We start from the raw sequence: 24,267 nt of genomic DNA on the forward strand, positions 1-24,267 counted from the left end.
TCTTTTATAAATTATTTATTGTTTTACGAATAGCCACTAAATTCGTTAACAAACTTTCTAAATTGTCTAAGTGTAACATATTTGCACCATCAGATTTTGCGTTTGCAGGATCGAAATGTGTTTCTATAAACAAACCATCTACATTGTTTACCACTCCAGCTCTGGCAATCGTTTCAATCATTTCTGGTCTTCCACCTGTAACACCAGTAGTTTGGTTGGGTTGCTGTAATGAATGTGTAACATCTAAAATTGTTGGAGCAAATTCACGCATTTCTGGGATTCCTCGAAAATCTACAATCATGTCTTGGTAGCCAAACATGGTTCCTCTATCTGTAATCCACGCTTTGTTAGAACCTGCATCTTTTACTTTTTTAACGGCGTGTTTCATAGCAGCAGGACTCATAAATTGTCCTTTTTTTAAGTTAACAACCTTACCCGTTTTTGCAGCTGCAAACACCAAATCTGTTTGACGTACCAAAAAAGCAGGAATTTGTAATACATCTACATATGCAGCAGCTTTTGCTGCATCCGAAACCTCGTGAATGTCTGTAACTGTTGGTACATGAAAGGTTTCTGAAACTTTTCTTAGAATTTTTAGTGCTTTTTCGTCTCCAATACCTGTAAAACTATCAATTCTACTTCTGTTTGCTTTTTTAAAACTACCTTTAAAAATGTAAGGAATCTCTAACTTATTCGTAATTGTAATTACTTTTTCTGCAATACGTAAAGCCATTTCTTCGCCTTCAATTGCACAAGGTCCAGCTAATAAAAAGAAGTTGTTAGAATTTAGGTTTTTTATGTTTGGTATAAGAGATAAATCCATTTTGTATAATTTTTTGACAAAAATACGTAAAAATTAAGCGTTTTGAAACGAGATGTTTTTAGATGGTGAAATACTTTAATTTGCAGAGTTAATAGTTGTTTAAAGCAAGGAATTTTATTGTTTTAAATACCCATTGTTGTAAAATGACTACAAATTCACGAATTTTTGTTTCAAATAAACTTTAAAAAGAATAGCTACTATTTTTTTAAATCTAAAAATTTTTATTTTTATTTGTGAATTCATAGTAAAAAAAAGAAGCAAATTTATGTTATAAACCTACTGTTTTCTAGAGACAGTTTAGAAACTTTTTTTCTAATTAAATTCGCTATATTTATGCTTTTAAAACCCAATAAAATGAAAAAAATAGTAACCTTAATATTAGCTTTAACATTTTTTATTTCTTGTAATGTTTCTAAGAAGTCAACCTCCAATAGTTCTAAAACTTTAGATGCAAGTGTTTTAATAGATTCTAATTTGGTTAGAAAACACTTATATACTTTAGCTTCTGACGATATGGAAGGAAGAAAATCTGGAACAGCAGGAATTGAAAAAGCAGCTGTTTACATAGAAAATGAGTTTAAAAAAATAGGTTTATCTACTTTTGGAGAATTAGAAGATTACAGACAAACTTTTACTTTTAAAAATAGAAGGACTGGAGAAGATATTACATCTAGTAATATTATTGGTGTTTTAGAAGGAAAAAGTAAAAAGGGAGAATATGTAATTATTTCTGCACATTACGATCATTTAGGAATGAAAAAGAGCGGAGAAGGAGACTTGATTTATAATGGTGCAAACGACGATGCTTCTGGAGTTACAGGAGTTTTAGCTTTGGCGAAATACTTTAAAGAAGTTGGTAACGAAAGAACGATTGTTTTTGCTGCTTTTACTGCAGAAGAAATGGGCTTAATTGGTTCTACACATTTTGGAAAAGGTATCGATGCTAACAAATTTGTTGCAGGCATTAACTTAGAAATGATTGGAAAAACATCCAGTTTTGGCCCTAATACTGCTTGGTTAAGTGGTTTTGAGCGTTCTGATTTTGGTAAAATAATTCAGAAAAATTTAGTAGGAACTGGATACCAATTATTTCCAGATCCGTATAAGAATTTTAATTTGTTTTTTAGATCCGACAATGCATCTTTGGCACGCTTGGGAGTTCCATCTCATACTTTTTCGACAACTCCTATTGATGTAGATAAAGATTACCATAAAGTTTCAGATGAAGCAGAAACTTTGAACATGACAGTTATTACACAAACCATTCAAGCAGTTGCAAAAGGAACTGAAAGTATTATAGATGGTAGAGATACTCCCACAAGAGTAATTGTGGAAGAATAAAATAATAATTTATGTAAATATTTTATTTAAAAAACAATACATCATAAAAATATAATCCCTTAAAACCAATTAAACCCCTAAAAAAAATGAAAAAAATTATTATTAGCTGTATTCTTATAACCGCTTTTTTTGCGTGTTCTAAAGAAGAAAATTTTTCTATACAAGAAGAACAACAAGAAATATTAACAAAAGAAGAAATTAATGCTAAAATAGAGAAATCTCTTAAAACCACAGGAGATTTTAAATGGACAGATACTGATGCCTATACTATTTGGAGTGCATTAGAACATGGTAACAATATTCTTACCATTGGATATGGAACTTCAAAAAAACACTTTAAAAAAAGTGCCATATCAAAAAATATAAAAGAAGAAGTATTGCAACTAGTTTATAAATATGAAAGAAAAAATAATGCTGCTAAAAGCTCTAAAAAAGAGTTCTATGTAGATGAAAATATTAACATTATAGATATTTCTGTAAAAAGTATAGCAACAGTAAAAGCACTTTTAAAAGATAAGAAAGTACGTTATATAGAGCCTGCAGATTACCATTTTTATAGCAAACGTAAAAATTTTCAAGAACGTTCTAGCAGTTTATCATCTTCTGGCTGTGGTTTTGAAGAGAAAACATTGGCGCTAACAGATTACACAACTGTTGCACCTGGCGCAAAAGTACCTTGGTCGTTTAGTGCGCACAATATACCTGCTGCATGGAATTATAGCACAGGGCAAGGAGTTACAGTGGCGATTATAGACACAGGTTTGTCTCCAGAACAAAAATGGATGAATCAATATTTTAATGATGGATATTCTTCTGGAAGAACAGTTCAGAAATATGGAACTTTTGTAGATTCTTGGTGGTTTTGGTCTAATAATTACGATGGTGTAAACGACAAATGTGCTCATGGAACAAGTATGGCTTCTATAGCCACAGCACCTAGAAATAACGATAATTTACCTGTTGGTGTGGCATACAACGCAAATTTAGTAACGTACAGAGCTGTGGAGAATGTTTTTATTGATGATTATCATGAAATAAGAGGAATATCTGAAGCATTAACAGCTTTAGGAAATAGAAGAGATGTAAAAGTAATTTCGATGTCTATTGGAACTCTTTTTAGTATTGGAAAAATAAAAGATGCTATAAAATATGCATATAGTAAAGGAAAAATGATTGTTGCTGCAGGCGGAACTTCTACCAAATACACAAGATGGTATGGTGTTATTTTTCCAGCAAATATGAATGAAACTGTTGCAGTAACAGGCGTAAAAGAAGGTAGTTATTCTAATTGTGATGTGTGTCATTCTGGTTCTAAGATAGATTTTACAGTTCAAATGCAACGTTCAAATAGTACGAATAATACGGTTCCTGTATTAAGTTATTACAATAAAAAAGAAAATTATGTAGGTGGTTCTTCTGTGGCAACAGCAACTACAGCAGGAATTGCAGCGTTGGTTTGGGCCAAACACCCAACTTGGACGCGAGAACAGGTTTTAGAAAAAATGCGTCAATCAGCAGATTTCTACCCGAACAAAAATTCAGAATTTGGTTATGGTAATATTAATGCCTTAAAAGCGGTACAATAATTATTGTTTTTTAAGAAATAAAAAGATGAAACAAACTATAATTTTTTCTCTTTTATTGATATTAATCAGTTGTGGAACCCCTAAAGTTATCTATGATTATGATGATACAACCAATTTTTCAAAATTTAAAACTTTTCATTTTTTTGAAGATGTAGGCAAAGGTTTTAATGAGTTTGATGTAAAAAGAACGATAACAATTTTAGAAAACGAATTATCGAAATCTGGTTTTGTGAAAGTTAAGAATCCAGATTTTTTCATTAATATAAAGGCAAAAGTAACAGAAACACAAAATAGAAATACGATTGGCATTGGTGTTGGAAGTGGAGGTAGAAATGGTGGTTTTGGTATTTCTGGTGGCATACCAATTGGAGGAAAAAAATTAAATGAAGCGCTTATTATTGAATTTGTAAACGCAAAAACCAATGAGCTTTTTTGGGAAGGTTCTTTAATTTCGACAATAAAAGAAAAGAGAAAACCAGCAGAAAGAGAGGCATATTTGAGAACAGTAATTCAGAAAATTCTTAAAAAATATCCACCAAAAGTGAAAAATTAATGGTGTGTTTATGTCTTTTAGATTTTTAAAATTGAAAAGTTCACTTATAAAAAAAATCCTCTAAAATTAATTTTAGAGGATTTTTAATTTTATGATAATATTTATATTTCTTAAAATTGATATCTAGCAGATAAGGCAAACTCAGAATTTAAGCCACTTAATCCACCACTAATACCAATTTCAGGTCTGTAATCTAAGGAGATTAAAATAGGAGCATCAAAATTATATTCGATACCAATAACACCAGCTCCATAAATCCCTGTTCCACCAGCAGAAATAACTCCACCACCAGCACCAGCATACCAATTAAACTGGTCTTCTAATTGCCAAACCCATTCATACAAGCCTGTAGCTTTAAAATTGGAAAATTCATTAGACAAACCCAAATTAATTTCTAATCGGTTATTGCTTTTTAAAGATTTTTGATAAGAAATTTCTCCACCAATTCCATTACCACCACTAAAACGCAAACCAATTGCGTTATCAGAAATACTTTGCGCATTTGCCGAAAATGCTCCAGCTACTAAAAGACCAATAATTAAAAGTGTTTTTTTCATAATTTATATTTTATGCGTGATTAAACGACAAAGTTAGTGCTATTATTTTATTGAAATGAACTTATTTGCAATATAGATTAATACAAATGAATTTTATTTTTTAACACTTACACGAACACCTTTAGAATGACTACTAAATTCTGGAGCATACATACTTTGTATGGTGGTAATTCCGTTGCTAAAATTACCAGCATTGTTTACTCTTAAATCGTATTCGAAAACATACACTCCTTTTGGCAATCGATCAAAAAAGAAATTGGTAGATGCATCTTTTGTGCTTTCATAATACCCTAAATTATCTTGCCATTTGTACTTAGAAAGTACGTTTATTGGTTCTAAACCAGAGGCTCTCATGTCTTTCATGTGAATAAATTCCATATTTCTATCCGAACGTAATTCTATTCTTACAGTTACCAAATCTCCTACATTTAAATTGGTGTTTTTCGTAATTTCTTCCAGTTTTTTTCCAGTATCTGAATTCACTTTTTTAAATAATTTCTTATTCAATTTCAGTGGAGTTTCAGCGGAAGTAATTTTGTCTAAATCCTCGAAATACTGCCAATACAAACCTCCCCAAGCAATTCCATTTTCTTTTTTGTTGATAGTAATTTCGCTCATTTCAGAAGTGATCTCTGCACCATTCCACGAAGTTTTAAAATAACCAGTGCCAGCTTCTACTTTTACATCTTCTATTTTAGTAGGGTCGATTGTTTTTTTACCAACTTTAATCGTAGCCATTTCTGTAACTGACACCCAATCGCTTCCATTTAACAGCAAAGCATAAACAGCTTCTGTAGTCGCTTTTGTGGTTTTCCAACGATTTGTTTGCTTGTTTTTTAATAGCCAAATTTTTAAATTATCTATTGTTGAAATATCTTTATCAATTTCAGAGAAAACCTCAATCATTAATGCTTGAGTTTCTACAGGAGCTTGATAGTAGTAGTATCCAGCTGTATTTTCTTTCCAATACATTCCTAACTCATTTGAAGTAATACTCGTTTCTTTTAAAGAAGCTAAAATTTTGTTGGATGTTACTTTTTTATCATTTCTAAAAAGTGATAACGCAATTTGTCCTTTCGCATACAAATTGTAGTCTTTCCAATATGTTGCAGACTGATTCATATAATAATCGTTTGCTTTTTTAGTATTCGAATTCATAGAAATAGCATCATAAAAACTTCGCATATACAAATACTGAATTGTAAAATAACTCAAATGATTCTTTGCTAAATAGGTATTGTATTTTTTTTCTCCTTCTTTTTTTGTTTTAGCTTTCTGTTTAATAATATCTGCTCTTTCTAACAATTTTTGGTAATTTTCTAGTAGTTCTTTATCTAAAAATTGAACCGCTTTTTCAATCATTTTTTTTGTGGAAGCATTAAAATTGGTAACACCTAATTTTTGCAAATGCCCAAAGCCTGAAGCAATATGTTGTGTTATATAAATGTTTTCGTATCTACTTCCTTTAAACCAAGGAAATCCGCCAGAATTTATTTGAATATCTTTTAATTTATTGATGGCTTTTTCCTGCTCATTTTTCATTTTATTTAAATCGAATAATAATGCAATTCTTTTCTTTTGTTCAGATTCGGATTGTGCATCTCGTAACCAAGGCGTTTCTTGAATAATTAACGATTTTAATTCCTGATTTTTCTCCAAATTAGACAATAAAGCGTCCGAACTTTTCCAGGCATTAAAAACTTCTTGAATTCTTGGATTAGAATTTGCCACAAAACTTGCCAAGGTATTTGCATAATATCTCGAAAATGTTTGCTCTGCACATTCATACGGATATTCCATTAAATAGGGCAAAGATTGAATTGCATACCAAACAGGATTCGAAGTAAACTCTAAGGTTAATTTGTGGTTTTTTAAGGTTGAAGAGTTCGAGTTTTTCAATTTATTTAATGTAAAGGTTTTAGTTTGGTTGGAACGAACCCACATTGGAAGCGTTTCTGTAACCAACATTCTGTTGGATAAAACAGGTAAAACATTTTGTTCTCCATCAGAAAAATCGCCAGCTTTTGCCACAATTTTATATTGTACGGCTTGCACAGTTTCAGGAATTGACAAATTCCAAGAAATATTTGTATTTCCATCTTTATCAACCGAAAAATTTTTGTTAGAATTTGTATTTTCTAATTCTGTATTTATTTCCTTTCCAGTAATCGCATTTGTTAAAATTAATTTTGCAAAACCAGACAAGTTGTTATTCGTAAGGTTTGTAATTTTTGCAGATAAAGTAATTTTATCTCCTTCTCTTAAAAAACGCGGCGTATTTGGCAAAACCATTAACTCTTTTTGAGTAACTGTTTGCAACGTTTTTGTGGCCGATTTTAACCCTTTTGTATGTGCCAATAATTGTAATTTCCATCGAGTTAAAGCTTCTGGCATTGTAAACGTAAAACTTACTTTTCCGTTTTTATTGGTTCTTAATTGCGGATAAAAGAAAGCAGTTTCATTAAAGTTTGTTCTAGCTTTTACTTGCGATAATTTATTGTCAATTCCTTTTTTAGTGGTAATTATTAGTACTCCATTTATTCCTTTTTTTCCATAAATAGAAGTTGCTTCAGCATCTTTTAAGACTTTTAGTTTTGCAATATCAGCTAGATTTAATTTCTCAACATTTTCTGCAGATATTTCTTTACCATCAACAATATATAGAGGTGTTTTTGCGTCAGAAAGGCTAGTTGCATCTTTAATATAAATACTTAAATTATCATCATTACCAAAACTAGCTATTTCAGATTCAGTTTCCAAACCTAATGCAGAACCAGTTATAGCTTTTCTCTCTTGAGTCTCATAAGCTGTAATAACCACTTCATCTAAAACACTCTCGTTTGCAGTTAGCTTTACATCTAAGTTGGTATAATTTTTAATGATTTTTTCTTCACTTTTATAACCTAAATAATTAAAGACCAAAACATCTCCATTTTTTACTTTTATGGAATAATTTCCATCAAAATCGGTTTCTGTGCCAAAATTCGTATCTTTTATTACAATTGAAACACCTGGTAAAGATTCTCCATTTTCATCTCCAACAAAACCACTTACAGTTCCATCGAAATCTTTTCGAGTGTTATTTAATTTTCGTTCTATTTGTCTTAAATAGTTTCTATTTAGCCATTTATTGGTGTTCAAGTTAAACCCAAACCAATTATAACTCGTGTAATTAGTGTTCGGAAAATTATAATATTGCCTGTTATTATTCTGAATATTAAAGTTTTTCGTTCCAAAACTATAATTCGCATCACTTGTTTGATATGAATAATAAGCGTGTTTTGGAGAAATTGGAGTAAAAGACCAGTTGTGACTTTTAAATTGATCTAAAGAAGCATCGTACATAGAAGCCAAAACTTCGGATGCGACTGCATCATTCTTATCGTCTTTAATGGTAAAACTCCAAGTTTGTGCTGCTCCAGGTTGTAATTTGTCTCTAAAAATATTGGTTTCAATTTTTATGTTTTCTATCCTCTCAGGAACGTTAATAATTAGGTTTCCACTCTCGAAATAATTATAATTTACAAAATGGTATTTAATTGCAAAACCACCAAGATCTTCTTTTTCAATAGGAATTTTTAACGTTTTTATTTTATTATTTAACTGAATTAAATGCGTTTTTACAATTTTATGATTCTTTTCAATTTGAACAACCACTGTAATATTTTTGGAAGCAGAACCTATTTGTAGCAATACTTCATCTCCGATTTTATAGATGGTTTTATCGGTTTTGATAACAAATAATTTATTGTCAGGCACTTTTCTATCATTCGTAGAAAATACCGAAAATTGCTTTTCGTCTTTTACAGCTTGCCCGAATTTGTCTTCACTTTCTAAAACAGCAATATATTTTCCTGAAATCCAATTTTTAATATTTTTTAAGCTGATTTCTTTCTCGTTTTCAGTATTAAAATTGGTGCTAAAAACAAGTTTTCCTTTTTTCCAGTTTTTCTCTTCCATTTCTTCTTTAGAATACGCTTCATTTGGAAAAAGTTTACGAAACGTATTTTCAGAAATATCTTGATAAAAAGGAACACTCCAAGGTCTTTTTCTTTGTGGGTTTTTGGGTGCTTGTAATTTATATATTTTAATGGTTCCTTTTGCAGGCGCAAACTCGCCGTTTAAATTTTTTGTATCGATTCTTACCTTGTTTTCATCAGAATTTTTATCAATAGTATTTTCCATAGAAATGGTTGCTAATAAAGCATGATATCCAATCTTTACAGTGTTTGTAGCACTTCGAGTCTCACCATTTACGTCAGTAACATCTGCTGTAATTTCGTAAGTAAAAATCGGTAGATTTTTTTTGGAAACACTTTCGTCTGCCAAAGCTTTAAATTTTATCGTAAAATTTCCAGAAGCATCTGTGGTAGTTTCTCCATTTGTAATTTCTTGTGCAGACGAAGTGGGTCTTGGTCTGTACCAATAATACCAACTTGGATATTGCACTTTTCTATGCACTCTATACACTACTTTTGCATCTGTAATTGTAGCTCCCGAAAAAGCTTTGGTAAATCCTTTAACTGTTACAGAATCGTTTATTTTAAAGGTTTCTGTAATGGGTTTAAAATCGGTTTCGAATTTTGGTCTTTTGTATTCTTCAACAGAAATAGTAACAGAATTATTATAATCAAATCTGTAATATTCACTGCTATCTTCTTCTAAACTTTCATCAACTGAAATACTAAAATTTCCTGTTAAACCATTATTTGGTAAGATAAATTCACCAGCAATAGAACCAAATTCATTCAGTTTTAAATTTAATTCTTTTATTTGTTGATTATTTACATCTTTTAGCACAATCTTTACAAACTCATTTTTAAAAACTTCAGATTTTTCTCCTCGTTTTCTAATTACAATCGCTTTAAAATAAACAGTTTGCCCTGGTCTGTAAATGCTTCTATCTGTAAAAATAAAGGGTTTTATAAGTGTTTTTTCTGTTTGGTTATTGTAATTTCTGTTATTTTGATAAAGAGAATGTTGTCCAAAATAAGCGTTATCATTTTTTGTCTTAACGGTTATGTCGCAATTGTAATACGTGTATGTACTCTTAAATGTTGTAAAACCATTTTTATTGGTAATTAATTTTTTATCGATAAAAGCGCTATTTGGTCTTTTTGGATTTGTTATATGAAGATGTGCTTTTTTTATAGGTTTTCCATTATTTCTGTTTACAACTTGGTAGTTATAAGTGTTGTTAAACGTATTCTGAATCAGTGTTAAATCCGTAACTTGAATAGAAGTTGTTCCAAAAATAGTTTTTTCACTCAGTTTTTTTTCTTCGGAAGCGACTATTAAATACAAGCCGTTTTTTAATTTCGGTACAATTACTTCTGTAGTATGTTGTAAATAATCGTTTTCGTTTCTTAGCTTATGATTCCAATTTTTAGAAGAATTTAATTTACTAATAAAGGCTATTTTATCTTCGCTTTTATAGGTTTTATTTAATGTAAGAATATCATTTTTACTTACTTTGTAAACAGAAAAATAAAGTGTATCAATATTTTTATAATTGATTTCTAATTTTGAATTCTTATCAATAGGAATGTATTTTTCAGTACGAATATTAACTGATTTTTGCTCAATTTGAGCTTTTAAAACTTTGCATTTTTTTGCACCTAAACTTTCTGGAAATTTTTTAATAATATCATTACAAATAGCAATGGCATCTTTATTTTTGAATCTATTTTCTTTAGTTGAATAAAAACTATTCGCTTGATTTTTATAAATATTCGCGATTTCAAATCCATATAAACCACTAGCTTCAACATTTTTAAATTTTTCTTTGGATGTTTTTAATGTTGATAATAATAGTGCTTCCTTATTATCGAAAGTAGCATTATTATTCACAAAATGAAGCCTTTGAATATCTATATCTGCCAAAGCATTTGTGTTGTTTTCCGTTAGATGAAAAACAATTAATTTTTGATAGATTTTTAGAGCATTCATTTGAAGCGATAAACTATCTTTAGAAACAATTTTTAAATTAGAAAAAGCATTAAGATCACTCAAATAGGAGGGAGCATCAATTTTAAATTGGTAGGCAGGTTTGGTGATGGAGTTTTCTGAAGTTTTGTAAAATTCTAATGCATTATTTGCTAAGAAATCGAACAATGTTGGCCTAATCGTTTTTGCATCATTCTGAATTTGAAGAATGTCTGCAAACTCAGTTACTTTTATTTTTTGCAACTCTTTTTCATTTAAAAGTGAAGCCTTATAATAGGTGTGAATTTCTTCGAAAAGTGTGTTTAAATCCCAAGTTCTAAAATCATTTTTATCTAATTCAGATTTTGAAGAAACATTTGTTCGGTTATAAAACTTGTATCTATTTCGAGTGTAATATTGCCAATATAAATTTGCTAAAACGTTTTGCAAGACATTTTTTGTAGGAAAACTGCTTTTAGAAATATGCTCTTTTAAATTATTAATTACTTTTAATTGTGCATCTTCTTCTAAGGTTAAAGCAAATTTGCTTTTGTAAAAAAGCGACTTTATAATTTGTGGAGCATTATTTTCTTTTGTTGCTGCATCGTAGATTTTTTCTACAATTTTTAATGCTGATTTTGGTAGGTTGTCCACCTCAAACTTCTCAACTTCTGCCCAAAGTTTGTCAAAATTATTTTGAGAATTTGCGGTTAGAGAAAATAATATCATTAATAAAAAAGTTATTGTTGTGTTTTTCATAATCAAAATATTTTATGTAACAAAGCAAACATAAATAAGGTTTTAAAACAACTATAAATTAGGGAATGTTACTTTTTAGCTAGTAAAACCAATATTTACTTGAGTTTCGCTCTAAAATAATGATTTTTTGTTGAAAGCTTTTGTATTTTTACTTTTTAAAATTTTGTTAGATGAACATTCATTTTATTGCGATTGGCGGAAGCGCAATGCACAACCTTGCCATTGCTTTACACCAAAAAGGATACCAAGTTTCTGGAAGTGACGACACCATACACAACCCTTCTAAATCTCGTTTAGAAAAATATGGTTTGTTACCAAAAGAGTTTGGTTGGTTTCCAGAAAAAATAGACTCCAATATAGATGTTATTGTTTTAGGAATGCACGCTAAAAAGGGCAATCCAGAATTGTTAAAAGCACAAGAATTGGGGTTGAAGATTTATTCATATCCTGAGTTTTTATATGAGCAATCGAAAGACAAAACAAGGGTTGTTATTGGTGGTTCTCATGGAAAAACAACCATTACTTCTATGATTTTACACGTGTTAAATTACCACGATAAAAAGGTAGATTATATGGTTGGTGCGCAATTGGAAGGTTTTGAAACCATGGTTCATTTAACACAAGAAAACGAATTTATTGTTTTAGAAGGAGATGAATATTTGAGTTCGCCTATAGATATGCGTCCTAAATTTCACTTATACAAACCAAATATTGCTTTGTTAAGTGGTATTGCTTGGGATCATATTAATGTTTTTCCAACTTTTGAAAACTATGTGGAGCAGTTTAAAATCTTTACAGATTCTATGGTAAATGGTGGAAGTATGGTGTATAATGAAGAAGATCTAGAAGTGAAAAATGTGGTGGAATCTTCTACTAATCATATTAAAAAATACCCATATACAACTCCACAATATTTTATTGAAAACGGCATTACGTATTTAGAAACTCCAGAAGGAAATTTACCATTGGAAATTTTTGGAAAACACAATCTTCAGAATTTGGCGGGTGCAAAATGGATTTGCCAACACATAGGAATAGATGAAGACGATTTTTATGAAGCAATTGCTAGTTTTACAGGAGCTAGTAAACGTTTAGAGAAAATTGCAGAAAGTAATGCAACTGTAATTTTTAAAGATTTTGCACATTCTCCAAGCAAGGTTTCTGCAACTACAAATGCTATTAAAAATCAATATAATAATAGAACTGTTTTGGCATGTTTAGAATTACATACGTATTCTAGTTTAAATGCTGAGTTTTTATCAGAATACAAAGGAGCATTGGATAAAGCAGATGTTGCTGTGGTTTTTTATTCGCCAGATGCAGTAAAAATTAAGCAATTAGAAGAAGTTACCAAAGAGCAAATTGCAAAAGCTTTCGAGCGAGACGATTTAATTATTTACACGAATCCGCAAGAATTTAAAGCGTTTCTTTTTAATAGAGATTTAGAAAATACTGCAGTTGTTTTAATGAGTTCTGGTAATTATGGCGGTTTAGATTTCGAGGAGGTTAAGAACTTGGTTTAGACTTCTTAATTCCTAATTGAATTAGTTTTTCTTGTTGCCAATTTTTGTCGGTAATTCTTTTTAGCAACCATTGTCTATGTTCTTTATCAAAAAGAGATTTGTAAATAATAGACATTCTATTTTTGATAAAAAGCTCTGTCGATTTCCTTTTATAAACAGAATTTCTTTTAGATTCATTTAAAAGATAGTTGTTATAAACAGCTACATATTTTTCAGTTTCCACAGTCTTTGTATATGCTAAAGAATTAATATTGTTAAATGTAACATAACAGATTGCTAAAAAGCAATTTAACGGGTTTTGTAAAGTGTCAAATTTTTTAAATGCTTCTTTTGCAACTGTTTTTTTAGACAGTAAAAAAAGATCATATGCATTTCTTAAAGCAATATTTTTATAATGAAAACCAGCATCATTAATTTGTTTTGCGATGATGGATAATGCTAACTGATTACTGAAACTCATAACAGTTACTCCGTTAATTTTTTGAGCGTCTTTTGCAATTAAACGATAATTAAATTCCTTGGCATATTTTTCAATTAATAATTCTTTATGGATTTCTACAGCTGCAATCTTATTTTCTTTTTGTAGTCTTGGGTAATGTTTAAAATTTGGAAAAATGTAGTTAATTTTAACTACTTTAGAATAATTATTTTCAGTTAAAACCTTAATTGCTTTAGGATAATTTTCCTTTGAAAAAATAAAATCGATATCTCCCACCATTCTCTCAGCTACATCTTCATATAGATTTTCCAATAAATTTCCAGTTCCTTTTAAGAAAATAGGAGTAATGTTATGTGATAGTAGAAGCTCGTTTATTTCTTTTGCTTGTTCTATTATTTGTTGGTTTCTTTCTCTATTTAACTCGGTAATATGTTGCATATATTCGACCAATTCTTTTGGTAAATACGAAAGAAAATTAGCGCGTTTTAAATTACAATATAAAGCAGGGAAAACATAATGAGCCGTACTTATTCTTACAACAGCATCCCAATCTACGGTTTGCGTTTTTAGTTGTTGCTCAACTTCTTGTTTGTTTTTTTCTTCCAATGAAATTGTTAAACATTTGGCTACAAAAAATAGGGTTTCTTTATGATTCATTGTTAAATATTTCAGAGACAGTTGCTATCATTTTATTATTATTAGAATAGGTTATTTGATGGCAGTTTAAAGCTGAAAACCAATTTAAAAAAGCGTCTGCATTTTCTTTTATTGGCGACAACCAAGCATCTGGTACTAATTGCTGAAAAGCTTCAATTTTAGATATTTTTTGATGCTGTAAATCTGCATTTTCTTCATATTTAATAAAAACCAAGTCTTTACAAGGTTTATGAGCTGAAAAATTAGTGTTATTGGGTTTTAAATAACGTACTATTTTATTTAATCTTTTAAAGTGATATTCTGCAGACGTTTCTAGTTCAGGATATATTGGAAGTAATGTTTCTACACTATTCTTTTTGATTGATATAGAAGCAGGAAAACTATACACTTCTTTGTTTTCTGCATCAATAGGAACAAAATCGTCTGCCAAACAAGTAAAACTATTTGCTTGTAAAAGCGCTAAAGAAGTACTTTTTCCATTGCCAGAATCGCCACAAAATAAAATGCTTTTATCGCCATTAGAAACTGCAGAAGCATGGAAAACTCCCAACCATTCTTTTTCTTCTTTTTGATGAATTTTTTGGATGAGTTCCATCGAAAATTTTCCTTGAAAGAAATGAGTTTCTTTTTTAGACCAGGCTCCAATAAATTCTTTATCATTATAAAAGAAGACAAAATTATTATTTATAAAAACAATAAAATTATGGTTGTAATCTAAGGTGTTTTTAATTTCTAAATGCTCAAATTTTGGGTGAACAAGATATAATTCGTATTCAGTAGAAAAATCGACTTTAAAAACAACGTTATTTATTTTATAAAATTTTGTAAATTCGAATTCTTTTGGTTTTCTAATATCTCTGTAATCGTTTATTAAACTTGGGTCTATAACTGTTTTTGTTGCATAAATTTTATTTTCCAAATCCAAAACAAAATCAATGGCTTTTTCTAAAGGAACAGATAGTTTTTTGCTTAATACAGATGCGATTTCATTTACAGGAATTCCTTTGCTTATTCTTTTTAAAATATCTGCAGTGGTATTCTCTAAGACTAAATATTCGTTGTTTTTTTCGAACCAAACAATGGTTTTGTTTTCAACAGTTTTATATAAAAAATGCGTTGCTGTTTTCATAAAAATAAAGGTACTTATTTTCTAAACTTGTTCAAAATAAAAGAGCCTCTAAAAATAGAGATGCTAGTATCTTAAAATTTTATATAAAGCAAAAGGTAGCAATTTTAAATTACTACCTCTTGTTGCTTTACTATATTTTGTTGCGTTTGTAAAATATGCGCAACAAAAATAGATGTTATTAATTTTTTGTTTGCGTTTTTGGTTTGTCTTTTAATAAACCTAATTTAGCTTTTACTGCATCATAAATATCTTCACCTTTTTTTACGATTAAAGATTTTGCATCAAAAACATATAATATTCCTTTTGCAGCAGCTACTTCTTCAATAGCTTTTTCCGCTTTTTTTACGATAGGCTGTAACTCTTCTGCTTGCTTCTTTTGCATTTCTTGATAAGCAGTTTGTTGTGCTTGCTCGTATCTTGCTCTTTCTAACTGAACTTCTTCTGCTCTTTTTTTGTTAGTATCTGGAGTTTGGGTTTCTTGTTCTGCAGTATACTTTTGGTATTTTGCTTCCAATTTCTTTTTCATTCCTTCAATTTCACTTTGGTAAGACTTACCTAATTTTTCTAAAGTAACACTTAAGGCTCTAGTTTCTGGCATATTATCGATTACTCTTTGGTAATCTACATGAGCTATTTTTTGTGCATTTGCAACACCAGCTACCCCTAAAGTAAATACAGCAATTAATAGTAACGTTTTTAAATTTTTCATTCTTGTTTTAATTTAATTATTATTCTCGTCTTTTTTTTCTTGTTCTTTCTTTTGATTTTCTTTCTTCTTTTTTAGCGCTTCTTTTTTCTTTCGTAATTTTTCTCTTTTTTCTGCTCTTTTTTTTAGTAATTCGTTTCTACGATCTAATAACGCTTTTTTCTTTGCTTCTTTTTTCGAAAGTTTTTTTGCTACAATTGCTTTTTTCTTAGCTATTGCTTCTTTTTGTTGAGGTGTTAACTCTTTTGTTGCGTTTTTTCTTTGTTCTCTTTTTGCGTTTTTTTTATCTACTAATCTTGTTCTATCTATAGTTGCTAAAACGAGGTCGCTAATATCGTATTTTTTATTTGAATATAGCATTACTAAGTCGCTAGATTTATCAAAAACAAAGTCATATTTTTTTCTTGCAGAAATGCTTTGTATTGCATTGTAAACTTGGTCTTGAATTGGCTTTACTAATTGCTTTCTTAGTAAAAACATATCTCCTCTAGGACCAAAGTACAAAGATTCTAATCTTCTAAGTTCGTCTTGTTTTAAAGCAATTTCTTCTTCTCTTTCTTCGATTAAATCTTTGGTAAGTATTGCTTTCTCGTTTGCTAGGTCGCTTTTTAATACTTCTATATGTCTCGCTTCTTTATCTAGTGTTTGTCTCCACTTTACAACTTTTTCGTCTAAAGTATTTTGAGCTTCTAAATACTCTGGAACATTTTCTAGAATGTACTCCATATCTATATAAGCAATTATTTGGCTTCTTTGAGACCAGGAAATACTTACACTAAGTAAAAGAACGATTGATAAAAATATTTTTTTCATTTGTATAAAGTGTTAGAAAAAACCGTGCCAAAAAAACTTCGACATTACAAATGTACAGTTTTCTTAGAATTGTCTTCCGATAATAAAATGTGTTTGCCAGCCAGATTTTTCAGATTGTCCAGGTAATGGATCAAATCCATGTGCAAAGTCGATTCCTAATAAACCAAATGCAGGCATAAAAATTCTTATACCTAAACCAGCTGAACGTTTTACTTTAAACGGATTAAAATCTTTAAAATTGTCATAAGAATTACCTGCTTCTAAAAAACCTAAGGTATAAATAGATGCTGATGGCGAATCTGTAATCGAATATCTTAATTCTAGCTGAAATTTATTGTAAATGGTACCACCTTCGATAGAAGATAATCTGTTGTTTTGATATCCTCTTAAACCAACAACTTCTCTACCATCTAATTGAAAAACGGCAATTCCATCTCCACCAACAAAATATCTTTCGAATGGAGACTGTCCTAACTCATCGTTATAAAATCCTAAATACCCCATTTCTGCGTTAGACATTAATACTAATTTATCTGTAAAAGAAGTATACCATTTTCCTTTTGCATTTAGTTTATAATATTCTAACCATTTGTATTTTTCTGCAGGAGCTAAACCAGAATAATCTTTATTATTTAAAAGAGAATAAGGTAATGTTGCTTTTACACCAAAAGAGAATTCAGATCCATAAGTTGGAAAAATTAAACTTGGTCCAGCAGAATTTCTAGCCAATGTAGCACTATAAGATAAATTGTTTAAGGTACCATTATTTAATACATCTGCTCCAACTCTAAAGCCGTAGTTATTCAATTTAAAACTTTGGTAAGAAATAGTTTGCGATAACTGGAAATAATCATCTGGCCACTTTAAACGTTCACCTAAACCTAAAGAAGCTCCAATAATTCCTAAACTTCTACTTTTATCTACATCAAAAGTTTGTGGGTTTAATTGATATTGGTTTGAAGAATAAATAGAGAAGGATAAAGATCTTGGTTTTCTACCACCTAACCATGGTTCTGTAAAAGAGAAACTGTAAGTGTTATAAGTTCTACTAGATTGTAATCTTAAAGATAGTTTTTGACCATCTCCCATAGGTAATGGCTTGTAGGCTTCTTTTTTAAAAATATTTCTGATAGAGAAATTGTTAAAAGACAATCCTAGCGTTCCAATAAAAGAACCACCACCATAACCTCCTTGCAATTCGATTTGGCTACCACCTTTTTCTACAACATTAAAATTAATATCTGTTGTTTTGTTTTGATAATTGGGATTAACATCTGGAACCACGTTTTGGTCGAAGAAACCTAATTGACCAACTTCTCTAATAGATCTAATAATTTCTTTTCTACTAAATAAACTCCCTGGCTTTACACGTAATTCTCTAAAAAGTACATGGTCGTTTGTTTTGTCATTTCCAGAAACAGTTACTTTTTTAATACGTGCTTTTTCGTCTTCTCTAATTCTAATTTCTACAGTAATAGAGTCGTTTTCTACCTTTGTTTCAACAGCATTTACTTGAGAAAACAAGAAGCCATTGTCTTGGTATGTTGTAGAGATGTCGAAAGAGGTTGGAGTTCCATCTCCTTTAACACGTTCTTTTAAAACGGCTCCATTATATATGTCTCCTTTATCGATTCTTAAAATTTGATGCAATTGCTCGTCTGTATATTCTTTGTTACCAACAAATAAAATTTCTGCAAAACGATATTGCCTACCTTCTTCTAAATCGATATTTATATTAATGGTATTATCGTCGTTCCATGTAATGTTTTCACTTAAAATACGAGCATCTCTATATCCTAATCTACTGTATTTGTCTACAATACTTTCTAAATCTTCTTGGTAATCTTCTTCTATATATTTAGAGGTTTTCCAGAAACGACCAAAAAACTTCTCTTTGGTGTTTTTCATCGCTTTTCTTAACTGTCTTCCAGAAAGTGCTTTGTTACCAGTAAAAATGATGTCTTTTATTTTAATTCTTTTTCCTTTGTCGATAAAAACAGACATATTAACACTATTAATGTCGGAAGTGTCTTTTTTTACATCTATAGAAACTTTTGTTTTTAAGAAACCTTTATCTGTATATTTTTTTGCGAAGTAATTTTTAGTAGTTACAAGTAAATTGTCTGTAACCATTACACCTAATTTTAAATCGGTTTCTTTAATAAGTTCTTTTGCTTTGGAACGCTTAATTCCATTTATTTTTACTTGATTTAATTGAGGAAGTTCTTGCACATCGAACTGAAGGTAAACCGTGTTTCCATCTACTTTTGCTAGATAAACATCTACGTCGCTAAATTGTTTACTTTCGTATAATTTTTTAATAGCACTTGTTAATTTGTCTCCAGGAAGTTTAATGGGTTGCCCATACCTTAAGCCTGTAAAAACACGTACAGTTTCTTCGCTAAATTTTTGAAGACCAGTTACAGAAACACCACCTAAAATGTATTCCTTACCTTTTTCGTAACTTAATTTATTGGTAGATATCGTATCTTTTTTAACTACGGATAAACTATCTTTTTTAACTTGTGCAGTTGTGCTATAAGTAAAAAATAGTGCTGTAAACACTATTGTGGCAGAAAGTAATTTCATAAAAAATTTATTCTGTAATTTGTTCGCTTGTTTTTCCAAATCTTCGTTCTCTATTCTGATATTCTATAATTGCATCGTAAAAATGCTCTTTTCTAAAATCTGGCCAAAGTATATCTGTAAAATATAATTCGGCATAGGCCATTTGCCATAATAAGAAATTACTAATACGTTGTTCACCACTTGTACGTATCATTAAATCTACCTCTGGCAAATTAAACGTATATAAATGGTTATTAATAGTATTTTCGTCAATTTCTTCAATTAAAAGTTCTTTATTAACAACTTTTTTAGATATGTTTTTGATAGTATTAACAATTTCTTCTCTTGAGCCATAGCTTAAAGCGAAGGTTAAGACAATTTTGGTGTTATTTCTGGTTTCAAAAATAACATCTTTTAATACTTTTTGAGCTTTTTTAGGAAGTGTTTCTATATTTCCAATGGCGTTTACTTTTACACCATTTTCTTGAAAATCTGGCAATTCTTTTTTTAACGAGTTAATTAATAAACTCATTAATGCATCTACTTCCATCTTTGGTCTTTTCCAGTTTTCAGTAGAAAATGCATACAAAGTAATTGCGTCTACACCAATTTGTGAAGCACCTTTTACGGATTCTCTTACAGCTGTTAGGGCATTTCTGTGTCCAAAAATCCTATTCATTCCTTTACTTTTAGCCCAGCGTCCATTACCATCCATAATAATGGCAACGTGTTTTGGTACTCTTTGTAAGTTAATGCGTAGTTTTTTATCCATATTTATAAACCTTCTGTATAACAAGCGGGTCTCCCAAATGTATATATTAAAGAAAAACCTGTAAACATATACCAATCATTTCCAGTTCCTCCAAAATTTAAAGATGGTATACTTGGTGTAGAATAATCTAAATCGTCTACAAAAGTATATCTAAATTTTGCTTCAACAGAAAAGGCTAAAGCATCATATAATTTAGATTTAAAACCAACTCCTATTGGAACTGCATAAGATGTTTTGTTTGTAAACACATATTCTCCTGGCTGTGGTTCTGCTTGCGCACTTTTATACCTAAATGCAGCCAATTCAACTAAAATGTAAGGCGTCCAAGTTTTATCTTTTGACGACATGTCAAATTCATAAAAATTGTATTCCATACCTGCTGCCAATTCGTGAATTGTGTTTTTAAAATTTAATTCTCTGTTTTGTTTAAAATCAGTATCTGCATTTACATCATCTCCTTGTATTGGTAAATAGCTGTAAGTAGCTCTTAAGGCCATTCTTGGGTTCCAATTGTACTTAAAAAACACAGCTCCAGCTGGTCTATTAGGGTAAATGTAGTTTGTTCTACCAATGTCACCCACATAATTAGAGCCTCCTACAGAAACTCCAATTTCGTACACTTGCCCCAATAATATCGAAGAAAAGCTTACAAATACGATAAATAATATACTGTTTTTCATTCTAAAAAATAGCGAGCAAATATAGGAAAATCAATTTGCTTTATAAAGTTAATATTCAGTCTTTTTTGAATAACAACTATTTTAAAAATTTATTGTGGTAAAATCGTTAAAGATTGGTTTCGTTTCTGGTATCTTCTCCCCATAATAATTTACTGCGTAAAGTTTGTAAAAAAGATTGATTTTTAGGAATTATACTTTGTATGGTAAATGCGGCTTTTTCAATAAAAACATTTGTGTTTTTTGGAACTGTGGTAATTCTAGAATCTAAAGAAATTAAAAACTCTTTTTCTCTGGAATCTACTTCTAATTGAATGGAGGTTCCGTCAGAAATAACCATGGGTCTTGCATTTAAATTATGAGGTGCAATAGGTGTAATGACTAAATTTTTAGAATCTGGCGAAATTACAGGTCCATTACAACTTAAAGAGTATCCTGTAGAACCTGTTGGTGTAGCAATTATTAAACCATCTGCCCAATAATTGGTTAAATATTCGTTATTTAAATTGGTGGTTACACCGATCATAGAAGTTGTGTTTTTTCTTGCGATTGTTACTTCATTTAGGGCAAAATTTAATTCAGTAAACTCTTCTGTTTTGGGTACTGTTCTAACAGATAAAAGTGTTCTTTCTTGCAACGAATATTCGCCTCTTATAATTAACTCTACACTTTCTTTAATGTTTTTTTTGTTAATGGTGGCTAAGAAACCCAGTCTACCAGTATTTATTCCTAAAAGCGGAATCCCTAAATCTCTAATGTAAGTAACTGCTCTTAATATGGTTCCATCTCCACCTAAAGTAAACATGGTTTCGAAAGAACTGTTTAAATCAGAAAAATGAGAAAAAGTAGGGTATTTCTTATCCAAAATACCTCCTTCAATTAATAAATCGTAAAATTTCTTCTCAATAAAACAAACAATATTATTTTCCTCAAGAACTTCCAGTAAAATCTGAATTTCTTTCTCTGCTGAAATTGAATATGATTGTCCGTAAACTGCTACTTTTTTCAAACTTTATAATTGTTTTATTTCTTGAATTCCTAAAATTTTTATTATTCCAACTTCCAACTTCCAACTTCCAACTTCCAAAGTTACATTTCCAAATATTTCTGGAGGTAATCTGACCTGTTTTTTAAGTCTTCCAAGTAAATATCATTCTCGTGCGTGGAAACTATTTTGTAATCGTATCTTCTAAACGTGTGCATAATTTCGTTAATGTCTTCTGTAATAATTTTTAAGGTTAGTTGCACCAAATCATCTTTTCTTTCAGAGATGTAAATGCCTAATAATTTTCCTCCATTCGATTCTACAATCTGGCAAACTTTACTCATAGAATAATCATTTTCAATTTTTTCTATAATTAAAGTTTCGCTGTCTTCCATCATAAACGGACTCGTGGAAAAAACGTCTAAAACATCGCATAAATCGTAATAACCAATATATTCTTTTTCTTCGTTTAAAACAGGTATAATATTGCTATTATTATCTGCAAAAATCTTTAAAAGTTCTAAAACAGTCGCTTTTTCATCAACAAAAAAAGAATTTAATAAATAACTGTATGCGACTAATTCGTCGTTTTTATTTTCGATGGTATGTATATCATCTTCCGCAAGAGAACCTAGTAATTTGCCATTTTCTATTACAGGGAAATGTGTAATTGGAAAATTATCAAACAAATTTTTTGCTTGTTTTACACTATTCTTTAAGCTCAACGCTTTTATCTCATTTAATATGTAATCTGTAATGTTCATACGTCACGAATATAGGATAAAATGATTTAATGGTTTATCTTTGCAACCTAATTTTATACAATGACAAAGTTAAGCGTAAATATTAACAAAATTGCAACTTTAAGAAATTCTCGTGGTGGAAATGTACCGAATTTATTAAAAGTTGCTAAAGATATCGAAAGTTTTGGAGCGGAAGGAATTACAATTCACCCAAGACCAGATGAACGACATATTCGTTATAAAGACGCAAGAGATTTAAAAAAAATAGTAACTACAGAATTTAATATAGAAGGAAATCCTATAAAAAGTTTTATGGATTTGGTCTTGGAAACAAAACCTACGCAAGTTACTTTGGTGCCAGATGCTGTAGATGCTATTACATCGAATGCAGGTTGGGATACTATAAAACATCAAGATTTTTTGCAGGAAGTAATTAAAGAGTTTCAACAAAATGGCATTAGAACTTCTATTTTTATTGATACCGATTTAAAACTGATTGAAGCTGCTGCAAAAACGGGAACAGATAGAATTGAATTGTACACAGAAGAATTTGCATCTCAGTTCGAGATTGGAAATAAAAACGCTGTAAAACCATATACAGAAGCTGCGATTTTAGCTCATCAATTAGGTTTAGGAATTAATGCTGGGCATGATTTAAGTTTAGATAATATTAAATTTTTCAAAGAAAATATTCCGCATTTAGCCGAGGTTTCTATAGGACACGCTTTAATTGCAGAAAGCTTGTATTTAGGCTTGGAAAATGTAGTGAATATGTATTTGCACCGATTGAAATAAGTTTTTAGTAAAAGTTCGTAGCAAACCTATGATTTTTATGTGGTTAAAAATGAATAATATTTAGTGGCAGTAGCAGAAAAAAATGCGACTTTGCGAGAAAAATAAAAAAATGGAAAACAATCCAATATTACATTCATCCATAAAAGGGGAAGGAAAACCATTATTAATTCTACATGGTTATTTCGGAATGAGCGATAACTGGAAAACGTTGGGAAATCAGTTTTCGGAAGATTTTCAAGTACATTTAATAGATCAAAGAAATCACGGACGAAGCTTTCATGAAGACGCATTTAATTATGAAGTTTTAGTGAAAGACTTACACAATTATATACAACATTATAAATTAGAAAACATTTATTTAATTGGGCATTCTATGGGAGGAAAAACGGCAATGCTATTTGCAGTTACCTATCCAGGTTTAGTTGATAAATTGGTGGTAGTAGATATTTCTCCAAGGATGTACGAACCACATCATAATGCTATTTTAGCAGGTTTAAATTCGATTGATTTTTCTATTCAAAATACAAGAAAATTAGTGGAGAAGAAGCTTTCAGAATTAATTCCAGAATTTGGCGTGCGACAGTTTCTAATGAAAAATATTTATTGGAAAGAAAAAGAACAATTGGCATATCGATTTAATTTACAATCGCTCACAAAAAATAATCCTGAAGTTGGGGAAGCATTACCACCATTTACTGTTTTTGAAAAAGAAACGTTGTTTTTAAAAGGTGAAAAATCGAATTACATTACAGAAAACGAAGCACCAATTATCGAAGCTCATTTTCCAAATTCTAAAATTGTGGAATTAAAAAATGCTGGTCATTGGGCACATGCCGAAAACCCAAAGCAGTTTTATAATGAAGTTTGTACGTTTTTAAATTGAATTTTTTAAAAGTTCTACGACTTTATAAAACAC

Annotated in this window: 18 protein-coding genes; 6 read left to right on the plus strand and 12 right to left on the minus strand. The window is 30.1% G+C overall.

What is annotated here, in order from left to right; translation table 11 throughout:
* Positions 1-4 precede the first annotated feature (4 nt).
* Positions 5-823, minus strand: a complete 819-nt coding sequence (kdsA, locus tag J3359_RS15770) for a 3-deoxy-8-phosphooctulonate synthase (protein ID WP_208077972.1) — start codon at positions 821-823, stop codon at positions 5-7.
* Between the two features lie 354 nt (positions 824-1,177).
* Here kdsA and J3359_RS15775 point away from each other — a divergent pair, with 354 nt between their 5' ends.
* The 3 genes from J3359_RS15775 (at position 1,178) to J3359_RS15785 (ending at position 4,303) form a co-directional block, all read left to right on the plus strand.
* Entirely contained in the window at positions 1,178-2,164 is a 987-nt protein-coding gene (locus J3359_RS15775) for a M28 family peptidase (RefSeq protein ID WP_208077974.1), read from the plus strand.
* An 86-nt stretch (positions 2,165-2,250) separates the two neighbouring features.
* Positions 2,251-3,750, plus strand: coding sequence for a S8 family peptidase (locus J3359_RS15780; protein WP_208077976.1), 1,500 nt, complete (start codon positions 2,251-2,253; stop codon positions 3,748-3,750).
* Between the two features lie 25 nt (positions 3,751-3,775).
* Positions 3,776-4,303: a DUF4136 domain-containing protein gene (locus J3359_RS15785; RefSeq protein WP_208077978.1), complete on the plus strand. Its 528-nt coding sequence runs from the start codon at positions 3,776-3,778 to the stop codon at positions 4,301-4,303.
* A gap of 110 nt (positions 4,304-4,413) precedes the next feature.
* On the opposite strand, the gene J3359_RS15790 is transcribed toward J3359_RS15785, so the two are convergent.
* Together J3359_RS15790 and J3359_RS15795 are read right to left on the minus strand one after the other, a co-directional pair.
* Positions 4,414-4,860 carry a hypothetical protein gene (locus tag J3359_RS15790; RefSeq protein ID WP_208077980.1) on the minus strand — a complete coding sequence of 149 codons (447 nt, stop codon included), beginning with the start codon at positions 4,858-4,860 and terminating at the stop codon, positions 4,414-4,416.
* Positions 4,861-4,953: 93 nt separating this feature from the next.
* On the minus strand, positions 4,954-11,544 hold the full coding sequence (locus J3359_RS15795; RefSeq protein WP_208077982.1) for an alpha-2-macroglobulin family protein: 6,591 nt from the start codon (positions 11,542-11,544) through the stop codon (positions 4,954-4,956).
* 170 nt (positions 11,545-11,714) lie between these two features.
* Here J3359_RS15795 and J3359_RS15800 point away from each other — a divergent pair, with 170 nt between their 5' ends.
* Positions 11,715-13,067 (plus strand): UDP-N-acetylmuramate--L-alanine ligase, encoded by a 1,353-nt coding sequence (locus tag J3359_RS15800; RefSeq protein ID WP_208077984.1) that lies wholly within the window; start codon positions 11,715-11,717, stop codon positions 13,065-13,067.
* Here the strand turns inward: J3359_RS15800 and J3359_RS15805 are convergent.
* The 9 genes from J3359_RS15805 to J3359_RS15845 form a co-directional block, all read right to left on the minus strand.
* On the minus strand, positions 13,051-14,163 hold the full coding sequence (locus J3359_RS15805) for a nucleotidyltransferase domain-containing protein (protein ID WP_208077986.1): 1,113 nt from the start codon (positions 14,161-14,163) through the stop codon (positions 13,051-13,053). The two genes, J3359_RS15800 and J3359_RS15805, sit on opposite strands and share 17 nt — an antisense overlap.
* The gene (locus tag J3359_RS15810) at positions 14,153-15,292 is read right to left on the minus strand and encodes a phosphoenolpyruvate carboxykinase (ATP) (protein ID WP_208077989.1); all 1,140 of its coding nucleotides are present in this window, start codon (positions 15,290-15,292) and stop codon (positions 14,153-14,155) included. The genes J3359_RS15805 and J3359_RS15810 overlap by 11 nt, the downstream gene beginning before the upstream one ends.
* 178 nt (positions 15,293-15,470) lie before the next feature.
* Positions 15,471-16,001, minus strand: coding sequence for an OmpH/Skp family outer membrane protein (locus tag J3359_RS15815; RefSeq protein ID WP_208077991.1), 531 nt, complete (start codon positions 15,999-16,001; stop codon positions 15,471-15,473).
* Between the two features lie 12 nt (positions 16,002-16,013).
* A complete protein-coding gene (locus tag J3359_RS15820; RefSeq protein WP_208077993.1) occupies positions 16,014-16,811 on the minus strand; it encodes an OmpH/Skp family outer membrane protein in 798 nt (265 codons plus the stop codon).
* 63 nt (positions 16,812-16,874) lie between these two features.
* Positions 16,875-19,400, minus strand: a complete 2,526-nt coding sequence (bamA, locus tag J3359_RS15825) for an outer membrane protein assembly factor BamA (protein WP_208077995.1) — start codon at positions 19,398-19,400, stop codon at positions 16,875-16,877.
* A 7-nt stretch (positions 19,401-19,407) separates the two neighbouring features.
* Positions 19,408-20,151: an undecaprenyl pyrophosphate synthase gene (gene uppS / locus J3359_RS15830; RefSeq protein ID WP_208077997.1), complete on the minus strand. Its 744-nt coding sequence runs from the start codon at positions 20,149-20,151 to the stop codon at positions 19,408-19,410.
* A 2-nt stretch (positions 20,152-20,153) separates the two neighbouring features.
* Positions 20,154-20,831: a type IX secretion system protein PorG gene (gene porG, locus J3359_RS15835; RefSeq protein ID WP_208077999.1), complete on the minus strand. Its 678-nt coding sequence runs from the start codon at positions 20,829-20,831 to the stop codon at positions 20,154-20,156.
* A gap of 106 nt (positions 20,832-20,937) precedes the next feature.
* Positions 20,938-21,837: an NAD kinase gene (locus J3359_RS15840; protein ID WP_208078000.1), complete on the minus strand. Its 900-nt coding sequence runs from the start codon at positions 21,835-21,837 to the stop codon at positions 20,938-20,940.
* 80 nt (positions 21,838-21,917) lie between these two features.
* Positions 21,918-22,577: a CBS domain-containing protein gene (locus J3359_RS15845; RefSeq protein WP_208078002.1), complete on the minus strand. Its 660-nt coding sequence runs from the start codon at positions 22,575-22,577 to the stop codon at positions 21,918-21,920.
* A 60-nt stretch (positions 22,578-22,637) separates the two neighbouring features.
* Between J3359_RS15845 and J3359_RS15850 the strand changes: the two genes are divergently transcribed.
* A complete protein-coding gene (locus J3359_RS15850; RefSeq protein ID WP_208078004.1) occupies positions 22,638-23,351 on the plus strand; it encodes a pyridoxine 5'-phosphate synthase in 714 nt (237 codons plus the stop codon).
* Positions 23,352-23,460: 109 nt separating this feature from the next.
* Entirely contained in the window at positions 23,461-24,234 is a 774-nt protein-coding gene (locus J3359_RS15855) for an alpha/beta fold hydrolase (protein ID WP_208078005.1), read from the plus strand.
* The last annotated feature ends 33 nt before the right edge of the window (positions 24,235-24,267 follow it).

It is taken from the genome of Polaribacter cellanae, assembly GCF_017569185.1.
In the GTDB taxonomy this organism is placed as follows: Bacteria; Bacteroidota; Bacteroidia; order Flavobacteriales; family Flavobacteriaceae; genus Polaribacter; species Polaribacter cellanae.

What these genes read in the sequence shown, in the direction of transcription:
- kdsA (WP_208077972.1), bottom strand. Translation starts at nt 823, where the DNA reads ATGGATTTATCTCTTATACCAAACATAAAAAACCTAAATTCTAACAAC.
- J3359_RS15775 (WP_208077974.1), top strand. Translation starts at nt 1,178, where the DNA reads ATGAAAAAAATAGTAACCTTAATATTAGCTTTAACATTTTTTATTTCT.
- J3359_RS15780 (WP_208077976.1), top strand. Translation starts at nt 2,251, where the DNA reads ATGAAAAAAATTATTATTAGCTGTATTCTTATAACCGCTTTTTTTGCG.
- J3359_RS15785 (WP_208077978.1), top strand. Translation starts at nt 3,776, where the DNA reads ATGAAACAAACTATAATTTTTTCTCTTTTATTGATATTAATCAGTTGT.
- J3359_RS15790 (WP_208077980.1), bottom strand. Translation starts at nt 4,860, where the DNA reads ATGAAAAAAACACTTTTAATTATTGGTCTTTTAGTAGCTGGAGCATTT.
- J3359_RS15795 (WP_208077982.1), bottom strand. Translation starts at nt 11,544, where the DNA reads ATGAAAAACACAACAATAACTTTTTTATTAATGATATTATTTTCTCTA.
- J3359_RS15800 (WP_208077984.1), top strand. Translation starts at nt 11,715, where the DNA reads ATGAACATTCATTTTATTGCGATTGGCGGAAGCGCAATGCACAACCTT.
- J3359_RS15805 (WP_208077986.1), bottom strand. Translation starts at nt 14,163, where the DNA reads ATGAATCATAAAGAAACCCTATTTTTTGTAGCCAAATGTTTAACAATT.
- J3359_RS15810 (WP_208077989.1), bottom strand. Translation starts at nt 15,292, where the DNA reads ATGAAAACAGCAACGCATTTTTTATATAAAACTGTTGAAAACAAAACC.
- J3359_RS15815 (WP_208077991.1), bottom strand. Translation starts at nt 16,001, where the DNA reads ATGAAAAATTTAAAAACGTTACTATTAATTGCTGTATTTACTTTAGGG.
- J3359_RS15820 (WP_208077993.1), bottom strand. Translation starts at nt 16,811, where the DNA reads ATGAAAAAAATATTTTTATCAATCGTTCTTTTACTTAGTGTAAGTATT.
- bamA (WP_208077995.1), bottom strand. Translation starts at nt 19,400, where the DNA reads ATGAAATTACTTTCTGCCACAATAGTGTTTACAGCACTATTTTTTACT.
- uppS (WP_208077997.1), bottom strand. Translation starts at nt 20,151, where the DNA reads ATGGATAAAAAACTACGCATTAACTTACAAAGAGTACCAAAACACGTT.
- porG (WP_208077999.1), bottom strand. Translation starts at nt 20,831, where the DNA reads ATGAAAAACAGTATATTATTTATCGTATTTGTAAGCTTTTCTTCGATA.
- J3359_RS15845 (WP_208078002.1), bottom strand. Translation starts at nt 22,577, where the DNA reads ATGAACATTACAGATTACATATTAAATGAGATAAAAGCGTTGAGCTTA.
- J3359_RS15850 (WP_208078004.1), top strand. Translation starts at nt 22,638, where the DNA reads ATGACAAAGTTAAGCGTAAATATTAACAAAATTGCAACTTTAAGAAAT.
- J3359_RS15855 (WP_208078005.1), top strand. Translation starts at nt 23,461, where the DNA reads ATGGAAAACAATCCAATATTACATTCATCCATAAAAGGGGAAGGAAAA.